The sequence below is a fragment of the Pseudoxanthomonas sangjuensis genome, assembly GCF_010211755.1.
Classification (GTDB): domain Bacteria; phylum Pseudomonadota; class Gammaproteobacteria; order Xanthomonadales; family Xanthomonadaceae; genus Pseudoxanthomonas_A; species Pseudoxanthomonas_A sangjuensis.
Map to the genome: position 1 here is coordinate 1 of NZ_PDWR01000013.1, position 11,605 is coordinate 11,605.

Annotated in this window: 13 protein-coding genes and 1 pseudogene; 2 read left to right on the forward strand and 12 right to left on the reverse strand. The window is 67.9% G+C overall.

Annotated elements, in window-relative coordinates; translation table 11 throughout:
* The 6 genes and pseudogenes from CSC71_RS08295 to CSC71_RS15745 form a co-directional block, all read right to left on the reverse strand.
* Window positions 1–126: pseudogene (locus CSC71_RS08295) on the reverse strand (succinate dehydrogenase iron-sulfur subunit); the annotation flags it as partial.
* A gap of 163 nt (window positions 127–289) precedes the next feature.
* A complete protein-coding gene (locus CSC71_RS08300) occupies window positions 290–1,072 on the reverse strand; it encodes a succinate dehydrogenase iron-sulfur subunit (protein WP_162373898.1) in 783 nt (260 codons plus the stop codon).
* 21 nt (window positions 1,073–1,093) lie between these two features.
* Entirely contained in the window at window positions 1,094–2,887 is a 1,794-nt protein-coding gene (gene sdhA, locus CSC71_RS08305) for a succinate dehydrogenase flavoprotein subunit (RefSeq protein WP_162373899.1), read from the reverse strand.
* Window positions 2,888–2,915: 28 nt separating this feature from the next.
* Window positions 2,916–3,302, reverse strand: a complete 387-nt coding sequence (gene sdhD / locus CSC71_RS08310) for a succinate dehydrogenase, hydrophobic membrane anchor protein (RefSeq protein WP_162373900.1) — start codon at window positions 3,300–3,302, stop codon at window positions 2,916–2,918.
* Window positions 3,299–3,694 (reverse strand): succinate dehydrogenase, cytochrome b556 subunit, encoded by a 396-nt coding sequence (sdhC, locus tag CSC71_RS08315; RefSeq protein WP_162373901.1) that lies wholly within the window; start codon window positions 3,692–3,694, stop codon window positions 3,299–3,301. Before sdhC ends, sdhD begins: the two co-directional genes overlap by 4 nt.
* A gap of 80 nt (window positions 3,695–3,774) precedes the next feature.
* A complete protein-coding gene (locus tag CSC71_RS15745) occupies window positions 3,775–3,945 on the reverse strand; it encodes a DUF1674 domain-containing protein (RefSeq protein WP_162373902.1) in 171 nt (56 codons plus the stop codon).
* 31 nt (window positions 3,946–3,976) lie between these two features.
* Here CSC71_RS15745 and ygfZ point away from each other — a divergent pair, with 31 nt between their 5' ends.
* A complete protein-coding gene (ygfZ, locus tag CSC71_RS08325) occupies window positions 3,977–4,837 on the forward strand; it encodes a CAF17-like 4Fe-4S cluster assembly/insertion protein YgfZ (protein WP_246192091.1) in 861 nt (286 codons plus the stop codon).
* A 157-nt stretch (window positions 4,838–4,994) separates the two neighbouring features.
* Here ygfZ and CSC71_RS08330 read toward each other — a convergent pair whose 3' ends face one another.
* From CSC71_RS08330 to CSC71_RS08355, 6 genes are all read right to left on the reverse strand, one after another.
* Window positions 4,995–5,537, reverse strand: a complete 543-nt coding sequence (locus tag CSC71_RS08330) for an NADPH-dependent FMN reductase (RefSeq protein WP_162373903.1) — start codon at window positions 5,535–5,537, stop codon at window positions 4,995–4,997.
* A 33-nt stretch (window positions 5,538–5,570) separates the two neighbouring features.
* On the reverse strand, window positions 5,571–7,829 hold the full coding sequence (locus tag CSC71_RS08335; RefSeq protein ID WP_162373904.1) for a thiamine pyrophosphate-dependent enzyme: 2,259 nt from the start codon (window positions 7,827–7,829) through the stop codon (window positions 5,571–5,573).
* Between the two features lie 16 nt (window positions 7,830–7,845).
* On the reverse strand, window positions 7,846–8,532 hold the full coding sequence (locus CSC71_RS08340; protein ID WP_162373905.1) for a glutathione S-transferase family protein: 687 nt from the start codon (window positions 8,530–8,532) through the stop codon (window positions 7,846–7,848).
* Window positions 8,499–9,071, reverse strand: a complete 573-nt coding sequence (locus CSC71_RS08345) for a GNAT family N-acetyltransferase (RefSeq protein ID WP_162373906.1) — start codon at window positions 9,069–9,071, stop codon at window positions 8,499–8,501. Before CSC71_RS08345 ends, CSC71_RS08340 begins: the two co-directional genes overlap by 34 nt.
* 34 nt (window positions 9,072–9,105) lie before the next feature.
* A complete protein-coding gene (locus tag CSC71_RS08350; protein ID WP_162373907.1) occupies window positions 9,106–10,269 on the reverse strand; it encodes an acyl-CoA dehydrogenase family protein in 1,164 nt (387 codons plus the stop codon).
* A 142-nt stretch (window positions 10,270–10,411) separates the two neighbouring features.
* Complete coding sequence (locus CSC71_RS08355) at window positions 10,412–11,203, reverse strand: glycine zipper 2TM domain-containing protein (RefSeq protein ID WP_162373908.1); 792 nt, start codon at window positions 11,201–11,203, stop codon at window positions 10,412–10,414.
* Window positions 11,204–11,361: 158 nt separating this feature from the next.
* Here CSC71_RS08355 and CSC71_RS08360 point away from each other — a divergent pair, with 158 nt between their 5' ends.
* Entirely contained in the window at window positions 11,362–11,601 is a 240-nt protein-coding gene (locus tag CSC71_RS08360; RefSeq protein ID WP_162373909.1) for a DUF6116 family protein, read from the forward strand.
* The last annotated feature ends 4 nt before the right edge of the window (window positions 11,602–11,605 follow it).

The following is an 11,605-nucleotide window of genomic DNA, read 5'->3' on the forward strand; positions in this document are numbered from 1 at the left end:
CTGCAGCCGCTCGCGGTCCGGCGGCGGCGGGGTCTGGGTGCGGATCCACGGCTTGATCGACGCGTACTGCGCGTAGAAGTGGGTCAGGTCCGGCACCAGGTCCTTGACCACGTCCATGTGCGGCAGCCCGGGTAGGGCGGGTCCCGACCCGCCACCTCGCGAAATCTAAAGCGGGCGGGTCATGACCCGCCCCATCCTGCCAAACGAAGAAACCCGCCGTGAAGCGGGTTTCTTTTGAAGCAAAAACAAAGTCACTGGATTCCCGCCTCCGCGGGAATGACGAGCGAATTTATGCGGCGCGCGCCAGCATCAGCTTCTTGATCTCCGCGATCGCCTTGGCCGGGTTCAGGCCCTTCGGGCAGGTGCGCGCGCAGTTCATGATGGTGTGGCAGCGGTACAGCTTGAACGGGTCTTCCAGATCGTCCAGGCGCTCGCCGGTGTCCTCGTCGCGCGAGTCGATGATCCAACGGTAGGCCTGCAGCAGGATCGCCGGGCCCAGGTAACGCTCGCCGTTCCACCAGTAGCTCGGGCACGAAGTCGAGCAGCACGCGCACAGGATGCATTCGTACAGGCCGTCCAGTTGCTTGCGGTCGGCCGGCGACTGCAGCCGCTCGCGGTCCGGCGGCGGCGGGGTCTGGGTGCGGATCCACGGCTTGATCGACGCGTACTGCGCGTAGAAGTGGGTCAGGTCCGGCACCAGGTCCTTGACCACGTCCATGTGCGGCAGCGGGTAGATCGGCACCTCGGCCTTGCCGCAATCCGAAATCGCCTTGGTGCAGGCCAGGGTGTTGGTGCCGTCGATGTTCATCGCGCACGAACCGCAGATGCCCTCGCGGCAGGAACGACGGAAGGTCAGCGTCGGGTCGATCTCGTTCTTGATCTTGATCAGCGCGTCCAGGACCATCGGCCCGCACTTGTCGAGGTCGATCTCGTAGGTGTCGGTGCGCGGGTTCTGCCCGTCGTCCGGGTTCCAGCGGTAGATCTTGAAGGTGCGAACGTTCTTCGCGCCCTGCGCCGGGAAGTGCTTGCCCTTGCCGATGCGGGAATTCTTCGGGAGTGCGAATTCGGCCATCTGTCTGTCTCTCGCCCTGGCTTAGTAAACGCGCGGCTTGGGGGGTACCACGTCCACGTCCTTGCTGAGCGTGTACATGTGCACCGGACGGTAATCGAAGCTGCACTTGCCCTTCTCGTCGACGGTGACGAGGGTGTGCTTGTGCCAGTTGGCGTCGTCGCGTTCCGGGTAGTCCTCGCGCGCGTGCGCGCCGCGGCTCTCGTGGCGCTGTTCGGCCGAGTTGATCGTCGCCACCGCGTTGAGCAGCAGGTTGTTCAGCTCGTAGGTCTCGATCAGGTCCGAGTTCCACACCAGCGAGCGGTCGGACACCTTCACGTCGTCGAAGCCGGCGAAGATCTCCGCCATCTTCGCGCAGCCTTCCTGCAGCGACTTCTCGGTGCGGAACACCGCCGCGTCGGACTGCATGGTGCGCTGCATGCGGTCGCGGATCACCGCGGTCGGCGTGGAGCCGTTGGCGTTGCGCAGCTTGTCGAGCAGGCCCAGCGCCTTGTCGGTGGCCGAGGCCGGCAGCACCTTGTGCGGCCGGTTCGGCTTGATCGTCTCGGCACAACGGTTGGCGACGGCGCGGCCGAACACCACCAGGTCGAGCAGCGAGTTCGAACCCAGGCGGTTGGCGCCGTGCACCGACACGCAGGCGGCCTCGCCGACCGCGTACAGGCCCGGCACCACGGCGTCCGGATCGTCGCCGACCTTGCGCACCACTTCGCCGTGATAGTTGGTCGGGATGCCGCCCATGTTGTAGTGCACGGTCGGCAGCACCGGGATCGGCTGCTTGGTGACGTCGACGCCGGCGAAGATGCGTGCGCTCTCGGCGATGCCCGGCAGCTTCTCGTGGATCACTTCCGGGCCGAGGTGGGTCAGGTCGAGCAGGATGTGGTCCTTGTGTTCGCCGACGCCGCGGCCTTCGCGGATCTCGATGGTCATCGAACGCGACACCACGTCGCGCGACGCCAGGTCCTTGTAGTGCGGCGCATAGCGCTCCATGAAGCGCTCGCCGTTGCTGTTGCGCAGGATGCCGCCTTCGCCGCGCACGCCTTCGGTGATCAGGCAGCCGGCGCCGTAGATGCCGGTCGGGTGGAACTGCACGAATTCCATGTCCTGCAGCGGCAGGCCGGCGCGCGCGACCAGGCCGCCGCCGTCGCCGGTGCAGGTGTGCGCCGAGGTCGCGGAGAAATACGCGCGGCCGTAGCCGCCGGTCGCGAGGACGACGCCGTGCGCGCGGAACAGGTGCAGCGAGCCCTCGGCCATGTCCAGCGCCAGCACGCCGCGGCACACGCCCTCTTCGTCGAAGATCAGGTCGAGCGCGAAGTATTCGATCATGAAGCGCGCGTCGTGCTTCAGCGACTGCTGGTACAGCGTGTGCAGCATCGCGTGGCCGGTGCGGTCGGCGGCGGCGCAGGTGCGCTGCGCCGGCGGGCCTTCGCCGTAACGCGTGGTCATGCCGCCGAACGGGCGCTGGTAGATCTTGCCTTCCTCGGTGCGCGAGAACGGCACGCCCTGGTGCTCCAGTTCGATCACCGCGGGGATCGCCTCGCGGCACATGTACTCGATCGCGTCCTGGTCGCCCAGCCAGTCCGACCCCTTGATGGTGTCGTAGAAGTGGTAGCGCCAGTCGTCCTCGCCCATGTTGGCCAGCGCGGCGGAGATGCCGCCCTGCGCCGCGACGGTGTGCGAGCGGGTCGGGAACACCTTGGTCAGGCACACGGTCTGCAGGCCCTTGGCGGCGAGGCCGAAGGTCGCGCGCAGCCCGGCGCCGCCAGCGCCGACCACGACCATGTCGTACTTGTGTTCGGTGATCTTGTATGCGGAAGTCATTCGGTGTTTTCCCGGCGAGACGGACGCGTCAGACGCGGCCCAGGGCGATCAGCACCACGGCGAAGATGCCGGCCAGCGCGGCGAGTACGCAGGCGAAGCGCACCGCGAGCTGCAGGACCGCCGCGGACAGCGGCGAGTGCACGTAGTCTTCCAGCACCACCTGCAGGCCGAGCTGGGCGTGCCAGAAGCCGCTGATCAGGAAGGCGATCAGCAGCACCGCATTCCACGGCCTGGCGATCGCCTCGGTGGCGGCGACGCGGTCGGAACCGACCAGGCCGACGACGAAATACACGAACCAGCACCCCAGGAAGACCAGCGCGACCGCGGTGATGCGCTGGATGATCCAGTGGTGCAGGCCTTCCTTCGCCGAACCCAGGCCGCGGGCGTTCTTCAGCGGTGTGCGGAACCGGCTCATGCCACGCCTCCCTTCGCGTAGACCGCGACCCAGACCAGCAGCGCGAGCAGCAGGCTGCCGACGGAAACCAGCCAGCCGTTGCGGACGAAGGCGGACTTGTCGTAGCCCATGCCCGCGTCCTGCCACAGGTGGCGGATGCCGTTGAGCAGATGGAAGGTGAAGGCCCAGGTCCACAGGAACAGGAAGGCCTTGCCGTACCAGGCGCCGGCGTGCCCGGAAACGCAGGCCCAGGATTCCGGACCGGAAACCAGCGCGGCCAGTGCGGCGACGATCAGCAACGCGCCCAGTGCGAGGACGATGCCGGTGGCGCGGTGGATGATGGAGGTCGCCATCTGCACCTGCCAGCGATAGACCTGCAGGTGTGGCGAAAGCGGACGTGGACGGGTCGCCATGCGCTTGACTCGTTGTCTCGGCTGGGCGGCGGCATCGAATGACTCCCCCGATGCAACCGCGTTGGCTGGGCTGGCGCCGCTCAGAAATCGATGCAGCGCCCGTTCTTTTCCCAATCCCCGTAGCGCGTGGGCTCGGGGCCTTCGCGCCCGCCGACTTCCTTGGGCGGCACGGCTTCCCGAACCGCATCGGCCGTTTCGGGCTTCAGCGTTCCGGGCGCGGCTTCGGCGCTGGGAGGGGTTTGTCCTATCATGCGACGCACAAAATTTTAGTCCCGCGCACCCGTGGCTGACAACCTGCCCGACATTCCGCACTTCTTCGCCCTCCCCGACCACGCCGTCGTTGCGCTGGAAGGACCGGACGCCGCCGCCTTCGCCCACGCCCAGTTCGCGAACGACGTGACCGCGTTGCCGGCCGGACAATGGCAATGGAATGCGTGGCTAACGCCGAAGGGGCGCGTCATTGCGCTGTTCGCGCTGCTGCGCCCGGCCGCAGACCGCGTTCTCCTGCTGGTGCCGGACTACCCCGCCGCGACGCTCGCGGAACAGCTGCGGCGTTTCGTGTTTCGACGAAAGTTGAAGATCGAAGTCCGCAACGACCTCTCCGTGCAGGGTCGCTTCGCGCAACCGGCGCGGGCCGCCGGGGCGGTACTGGCGCAGGCCGACGACGCCATCGAACTCGATTTCGCCGCGGACGGCGGCGCACGCAGCCTGCGCATCGCCTCGTCCGCGGCGACGGATGATGTCCCAGCCATCACCCGCTGGTTCGCCTTCGACCTCGCCCACGGCCTGCCGCGACTGGCGGAATCGCAACGCGAGCAATGGACGCCGCAGCAACTGTCGCTGGAGCGCCTGCCCGCCTTCAGCGTCAGGAAAGGCTGCTATCCGGGCCAGGAGATCGTCGCACGCACGCATTTCCTCGGCCAGGCCAAGCGCGGGCTGGCGTTGCTGGAGGCGGACGCGCCGGTCGCCGCGGATGCGGAGGTCGAATCCGATGGCAACAAGATCGGCAGGATCGTCAGCGCCACTTCGGCCGCACCGTGGCAGGCGCTGGCGGTATTGCCGCTGGAACGCACCCAAGTCGCATTGAGTGCAGGCGGCATCGCCTTGCACGAGCGGCCGTTGAGCGAAGGCTTGCAGCGCTGATTCCTTCCCCCAACGGGAGAAGGGCCTGCCCCCGGATGCCTGGACCAGAGTGGCACAAGGCGTCGGATGGGGGGCGAACGGAGCGGTGCGGCCCGAACGAGGGCAATCTCGATCTCCCCTCGCCCCAACCCTCTCCCGGTGGCAGCGGGGATCGATCTCAGGCCAGCCAGTCCACGAACTTCTGCAGGAACGTCTGCAGGAACTTGCGCGTGCGCTCGTCGACCAGTTCGCCGCCGTCGTCGAACAATCCCTCCTTGTGCTGTATCGCGACTTCCGGTTGCGGCAGCACCGCCAGCCCGACCGCGGACAACACGTTGCGCAGGTGCTGTTGCGCCGACACCGTGCCGTGCGCGCCGGGCGAGGTGCCGATCACCGCCGCGCGCTTGCCCGCGAACGAATTCTTCCCGGCCGGCCGCGTGCCGATGTCGATGGCGTTCTTCAGCACGCCGGGGACCGAGCGACTGTATTCGGGCGTGACGAACAGCAGCGCGTCGACGGATTCGACGACCTGCTTGAAACGGACCGATGCCGCGGGGAAATCCGCGTCGTCGTCCTGGTTGTACAGCGGCAGGTCGCCGATGTCGGCATGGACGAATTCCAGCGCGTCGCCGGCAAGCTTCTCCACCGTCCGCGCCAGCTGGCGGTTGAACGAGCCCTTGCGCAGGCTGCCGACGATCACCGCGACTTTCGGTTTGGCCATGCCGTTCTCCCTGTCGATGAGGGCCGGAGAATATCAGGCCAGCCGCTGCGCCGCGGCAACGATGTCCTGTTCGCCCGGCAACACCAGGAACGCCGCGCCGGCCAGCGGCGTGTAGGTGTCGGCGCCGACCACGCGCTGGAACGGACGGGCGCGATAACCCGCTTCGGCGATCGCGGTAACGATGCCCTCGCCCACGCCGGCCGAATGCCGACCCTCGTCGACGACCAGGATGCGCTTCGCGTTCCTGGCCTGTTCGGCGATGAACCGCTCGTTGAGCGGCACCAGCCAGCGCAGGTCGACCACGCGCACCTTCCAGTGCAGCTCGGCCTCGATCCGCTTCGCCGCGCGCAGGCTCATCGGCACGCCGTTGCCGTAGGTGAACACGACCAGGTCGTCGGCCTTTGCGTTGTAGACGCGGCCCTCGCCCAGCGGCATCGCCTCGCCGGGTGCCGGGTACGGGAACAGCCACTGGCCGTCGCCGGCTTCGTGCAGGTCCTTGGTCATATACAGCGCGATCGGCTCGAGGAACACCGACACGCGCCCGTCGACCTTGGCCAGCGCCGCCAGCGTGCGCAGCATCGTCGCCGCATCGTCGCCGCGCGACGGGCAGCCGACGACCAGGCCGGGGATGTCGCGCAGCGCGGCGATCGAGTTGTCGTTGTGGAAATGCCCGCCGAAGCCGCGCTGGTAACCCAGCCCGGCGATGCGCACGACCATCGGGTTGCGGTACTGGTCGTTGCTGAAGAACTGCAGCGACGCCGCTTCGCCGCGGATCTGGTCGCAGGCGTTGTGGAAATACGCCAGGTACTGGATTTCCGGCAGCGGCAGCATGCCCAGGTTGGCGTAGCCCTGCGCCAGGCCGAGGATCGTCGTCTCGTCGAGCAGCGTGTTGAACACACGGTTGCCCTTGAACGCCTTGTGCAGGCCCTTGGTCACCGTGTACACGCCGCCCTTCTGCGCCACGTCCTCGCCGAACAGCAGCGCTTCGGGATACTTGCACAGCAGGTCGTGCAGGGCGTTGTTGATCTGGATCGCCAGGTGCCGCGGCGGCAGCTTCTCCGGCAACTTGTCCGCGCCGCCGAACACGGCGGCGCGCCTGTCCTCCGGCGCCGCACGCGCGGCTTCCCGCGCAACGGCCTGCGGCGTGTACGGCGCGAGCGGCGCGACGACCCGTTCAAGCGTGGTCAGCTTGGGGCGCCGGTCGGCCTCTTCCGCGGCGGCGAAGCAGCGCTTGCGGATGGCTTCGTACAGTTCCAGCAGTTCGTCCTTCGAATACAGCCCCGACTCCAGCGCAATGGCTGCGCTGCGCAGCAGGGGATCGCTCGCCTCGACCGCGCACAGTTCCTCGATGCTGCGCCACTCGACTTCGAAGTCGGTGCCGGCGTGGCCCATGATCCGGGTCGTGCGCAGGTGCAGGAAGGTCGGGCGGCGCGTGCTGCGGCAGTGCTCGACCGCGCGCCGCACGTCGGCGTAGCCGGCGGCGAGGTCGAGGCCGTCGGCGTGGAAATAGTCCAGGTCGGGGCGGCTGCGGAAATTGCGCCCGACCCAGCCGTCCGGGGTCTTCACCGAGATGCCGATGCCGTTGTCCTCGCAGACGAACAGCACCGGCGCCGGCAGTTTCTGGTAGGCGGTCCACGCCGCGGCGTTGAACGCGGTCTGTGCGGTGGCGTGGTTGCTCGATGCGTCGCCGAACGAACAGATCGCGATGCTGTCGTCGGGTATCGGCAAGGCATGGCCGATGCGCTTGGCCTGTTCGATCGCGATCGCCGTGCCCAGCGCCTTCGGCAGGTGGGAGGCGATCGTCGAGGTCTGCGGCAGCACCCACAACGGCTTGCTGCCCCAGACCTTGTGCCGTCCGCCGGAAGCCGGGTCTTCCGCGCTAGCCGCGAACGACAGCGCCGAATCCATCACCGGATCCATGCCCGGCAGCTTGCGGAATCGCTCGGCCATGAAGCCGCCGCTGCGGTAATGCAGGAAGGCCGGGTCGGTATGCCGGGTCAGCCGCGCGACCATCGCATTGCCTTCGTGCCCGCTGCTGCCGATGGTGTAGAAGACCTTGTTCTGCACGCGCAGCACCCGCGCCATCAGGTCGAGGTGGCGCGAGATCAGTTGCGATTCGAACAGCTCGACGAAACCGCGCGCGTCCAGCGCGCTGCCCGGCAGCACCGCCTCGCCCGCGGCCGGTTTCGCCGCGGCGCGGCCGTTCCAGCCGCGCACGAATTCGCTGAAGTTCTGGTCGCAGATCTCGGCGCGGTTGACGCCCCGCATGCGCGCGGGAATGGCGGAACTCATCAAGGACTCCTCGGGTTCATGCGGAAGCGGCGAGCAACGCCGCGTTTTCCGGCGCCGGCGCCGGCATTTCGACGAAGCCCGGCGTTGCGCGCACGCGCGCCAGCCAGGCGGAAACGTTCGGGTATCGGGCCAGCTCGAAGCCGCCGTGGTGGGCGACGCCGGTGTAGGCGAACAGCGCGATGTCGGCGATGCCGTAGCGCGGGCCGGTGAACCAGTCGCTCGACTGCAGGTGTTTGTCCATCACCGCCAGCGCCTGGTTGCCGCGCTCGAGGCAGCGCGGCAACTCGTTGGCGCGGCGCGGCGAATCCAGCGGCGTCCAGCCGCGGATGAAGCGGGCCACGGCGATGTAGGGTTCGTGGCTGTACTGCTCGAAGAACATCCAGCTCAACGCCTGCGCGCGCTGCCAGGGGTCGTCGGGCAGGAAGGCGGTGCCTTCGGCCAGGTAATGCAGGATCGCGTTCGATTCGACCAGCACGCGGCCGTCGTCGAGTTCCAGCATCGGCACCTTGCCGTTGGGGTTCTTGGCGAGGTATTCCGGGGTGCGGGTCGCGCCATGCGCGCTGTCGGTTTCGATCCAGCGGTAATCCCGGCCGGGATGGCGCCCCATCTGTTCCAGCAGCAGGCGCAGCTTGTGGCAATTGCCGGAAACCGAATAGCCATGGATCGCGATCACCCGTTCCTCCCGGCGCGGCGCGCCATCCATTCCCCGCGGTCCTGCCCCCAGACCTCGACTTCGAAACCGTGCGGCGCGGGCAACCGGTCCATGCGCAGGTAACGCGAGCCGAGCTTGCGCGCGACCGCCTTCGACGGCTCGTTGCCGGGCTGGATCGTGTGGATCACCTCGCGCCAGCCCAGCGCATCGAAGGCCCAGTCGATCGCCGCGGTGCTGCCCTCGGTCGCATAACCGCGGCCTTCCGCGTCGCGGACAATGCCCCAACCCACCTCGGTGCCCGGCCATTCCTCCGGTTGCCACGGCCCCAGCCGGCCGATCCAGCGGCCGCTGGCCTTCTCGATCACCGAAAACATCGAGAAACCGCGCAGGTGCCATGCGCCGATCATCGCCGCCAATGCCCGCCACGCCACTGCGCGCGGCTGGACGCCGCCGAGGTAGCGGGCGCTGCGTTCGTCGGCCATGAACCCGGCCCATGGCTCGAAGTCGTCGGCGCATGGCGGGCGCAGGACCAGCCGCGCGGTTTCCAGCGTGGGACCAGGTACCGGTGCGGCCGGAAGAACGATGCCCATGCCCTGCCCTCGCCAGCGAGCCCGAGCAGCGGCGTCAGAACGCGTTGAGGCCGGTCAGCTCGCGGCCGATCACCAGCTGGTGCACGGTTTCGGTGCCCTCGTAGGTGATCACCGATTCCAGGTTCAACGCGTGGCGGATCGCGGCGTGCTCGGTGGTGATGCCGGCGCCGCCGAGCAGGTCGCGGCATTCGCGCGCGATGTCGATGGCCATGCGGCAGTTGTTCCACTTCGCCAGCGACACCTGCTGCGGCTGCATCGTGCCGGCGTCCTTCAGCCGGCCCAGTTGCAGCGACAGCAGTTGCGCGGTGGTGATGCGCCGCGCCATGTCGGCCAGCTTGAGCTGCGCGCTCTGCGTGGCCGCGACCGGGCGGCCGAACAGGATGCGTTCCTTCGAATAATTCAGCGCTTCGTCGAGGCAGGCGATGGCGGCACCGATCGGGCCCCAAGTGATGCCGTAGCGGGCCTGGGTGAGGCAGCCCAGCGGACCCTTCAGGCCCTTCACGTTCGGCAGGCGATTGGCCTCCGGCACGCGCACGTTGTCGAAGAACAGCGCGCTGGTCACCGAGGCGCGCAGGCTCATCTTCTTCTTGATTTCCTGCGCGGTGAAGCCGGCGAAGCCTTTCTCGACGACGAAACCCTGGATGCCGTCGTCGGTCTGCGCCCAGACGATGGCGATGTCGGCCAGGTTGCCGTTGGTGATCCACATCTTGCTGCCGTTGAGCAGCCAGTCGCCGCCATCCCTCTTCGCGTGGGTCTTCATGCTGGCCGGGTCGGAGCCGCCATGCGCCTCGGTCAGGCCGAAGCAGCCGATGACCTCGCCCGCGGCCATCTTCGGCAGCCAGCGCTGGCGCTGCTCTTCGCTGCCGTAGGCATGGATCGGGTACATGCACAGCGACGACTGCACGCTGGCGAAGCTGCGCAGGCCGCTGTCGCCGCGTTCCAGTTCCTGGCAGATCAGGCCGTAGCTGACGTAGTTCAGGCCGGCGCAGCCGTACTGCTCCGGCAGGGTCGAACCGAGCAGGCCGAGCCCGGCGATCTCCGGGACCAGCTCCTTCGGGAAGCGCCCCTGCTCGAAGCACTCGCCGATGATCGGCAGCACGCGCTCGTCGACGAAACGCGCCACCGAATCCTGCACCGCGCGCTCTTCCTCGGACAACAACGAACGGACGTCGTACAGGTCGTAGGGATTGAGCGCCATGGAAGGACCGTCGGTTGGGAATCACGCCATTGTATTCGGCGGTGCCGGGGCGCCGTAACCCCCACCGCATCCCGCGAAAACGACGAGGCCGGCATTGCGCCGGCCTCGTGCACTGCATCAATCGGCGAAGGACGCCGGCGGATCAGCCCTGGCTTTCGCCGGTCGGAACCGCCGCCACCACCTGCCCGTCGACCACCGGCAGGCGGTCGGAAGCCGGCTTTTCGTCCATGCGGATGGTCTTCTCCTCGCCGTTGTAGCGGTAGGTCACGTCGTAGCCCTGCACCTGGTCGACGTTGCCCAGCGCGATGCGGCTGCCCGGCTTGCTGTCGGTGCGCATGGTGCCGGTGGTGCCGTCCGGGTTGCGGTAGGTCACGTTGTAGCCGGTGACCTTCGATGTCTGCGAGGTCGAAGTCTCGGTGTGGCACTGGCGTTCGGTGCGGGTGGTCACCTGGCCGCCGACGTGGCGCTTGTCGATCTTGTTGCCGACGATGCCGCCGACCACGGCGCCCGCCGCGGTCGCGGCCTTGCGGCCGTTGCCGCTGCCGATCTGGTTGCCGAGCACGCCGCCGATGACCGCGCCGGCCACGGTGCCGCCGACGTTGCCGTCGCGCTCCGGCGCGCGGTCCTGCACCCCCACGTCCTCGCAGACTTCGTGCGGGGTGTTCGTGGTGCTGGTTTCGCGCACCGCCTCGCTGCCGATCACGGTGGCGTAGACCTGTTCCTTGGCGGTGACCGGGGTCACCTTCAGCACTTCGGCGTACTGCAGCGCGCCGGCCTCGATCTGGCCATTGGCGGCCGCGTCGTCCATCGCCAGCGCCGGATCGGCGGCGGCTTCGACTTGCGCCGAGCTGCGGTTGTTCATGAAGGCCGCTGTCGCGACGCCGCCAACCAGCAGGGCGCCAGCAGCAATCAGCAGGGTGGTGGTGTTCTTCATTGTCGTTCTCCGGGGGCGGGTGGACCCTTGTTGTGGCGGCGCCATTGCAGCATGGAAATCCTGAACGAAAACCTGACTTCCGTCGGACAAACCAAAGCCGACATGAATAGGCGCGGCATGCTAGTTTGTGGCCAGCCGAAACCGAGGCGCGGATCACGATGGCCAACCCCCTGCTGCAACCGCTGTTGACCTGGGCCGGGAAGCTGCGCTTCCCCACCCTGTTCTGGCTGGCCGCCACGCTGTTCGTCTTCGACCTGTTCGTGCCGGATTTCGTTCCGGGCGTGGACGAGATCCTGCTTGGCCTGGGCACCCTGCTTTTCGCCAGCTGGAAGAACCGCAAGCAACAGGCGCAACCGCCGGCGATCCCGGGCCAGCGGGAAGATCGCGACACCCCCTGACGCC

Excerpts from the sequence above, each read along its gene's own strand:
- CSC71_RS08300 (WP_162373898.1), bottom strand. The coding sequence starts at position 1,072 with ATGGCCGAATTCGCACTCCCGAAGAATTCCCGCATCGGCAAGGGCAAG.
- sdhA (WP_162373899.1), bottom strand. The coding sequence starts at position 2,887 with ATGACTTCCGCATACAAGATCACCGAACACAAGTACGACATGGTCGTG.
- sdhD (WP_162373900.1), bottom strand. The coding sequence starts at position 3,302 with ATGAGCCGGTTCCGCACACCGCTGAAGAACGCCCGCGGCCTGGGTTCG.
- sdhC (WP_162373901.1), bottom strand. The coding sequence starts at position 3,694 with ATGGCGACCCGTCCACGTCCGCTTTCGCCACACCTGCAGGTCTATCGC.
- CSC71_RS15745 (WP_162373902.1), bottom strand. The coding sequence starts at position 3,945 with ATGATAGGACAAACCCCTCCCAGCGCCGAAGCCGCGCCCGGAACGCTG.
- CSC71_RS08330 (WP_162373903.1), bottom strand. The coding sequence starts at position 5,537 with ATGGCCAAACCGAAAGTCGCGGTGATCGTCGGCAGCCTGCGCAAGGGC.
- CSC71_RS08335 (WP_162373904.1), bottom strand. The coding sequence starts at position 7,829 with ATGAGTTCCGCCATTCCCGCGCGCATGCGGGGCGTCAACCGCGCCGAG.
- CSC71_RS08340 (WP_162373905.1), bottom strand. The coding sequence starts at position 8,532 with ATGGATGGCGCGCCGCGCCGGGAGGAACGGGTGATCGCGATCCATGGC.
- CSC71_RS08345 (WP_162373906.1), bottom strand. The coding sequence starts at position 9,071 with ATGGGCATCGTTCTTCCGGCCGCACCGGTACCTGGTCCCACGCTGGAA.
- CSC71_RS08350 (WP_162373907.1), bottom strand. The coding sequence starts at position 10,269 with ATGGCGCTCAATCCCTACGACCTGTACGACGTCCGTTCGTTGTTGTCC.
- CSC71_RS08355 (WP_162373908.1), bottom strand. The coding sequence starts at position 11,203 with ATGAAGAACACCACCACCCTGCTGATTGCTGCTGGCGCCCTGCTGGTT.
- CSC71_RS08360 (WP_162373909.1), top strand. The coding sequence starts at position 11,362 with ATGGCCAACCCCCTGCTGCAACCGCTGTTGACCTGGGCCGGGAAGCTG.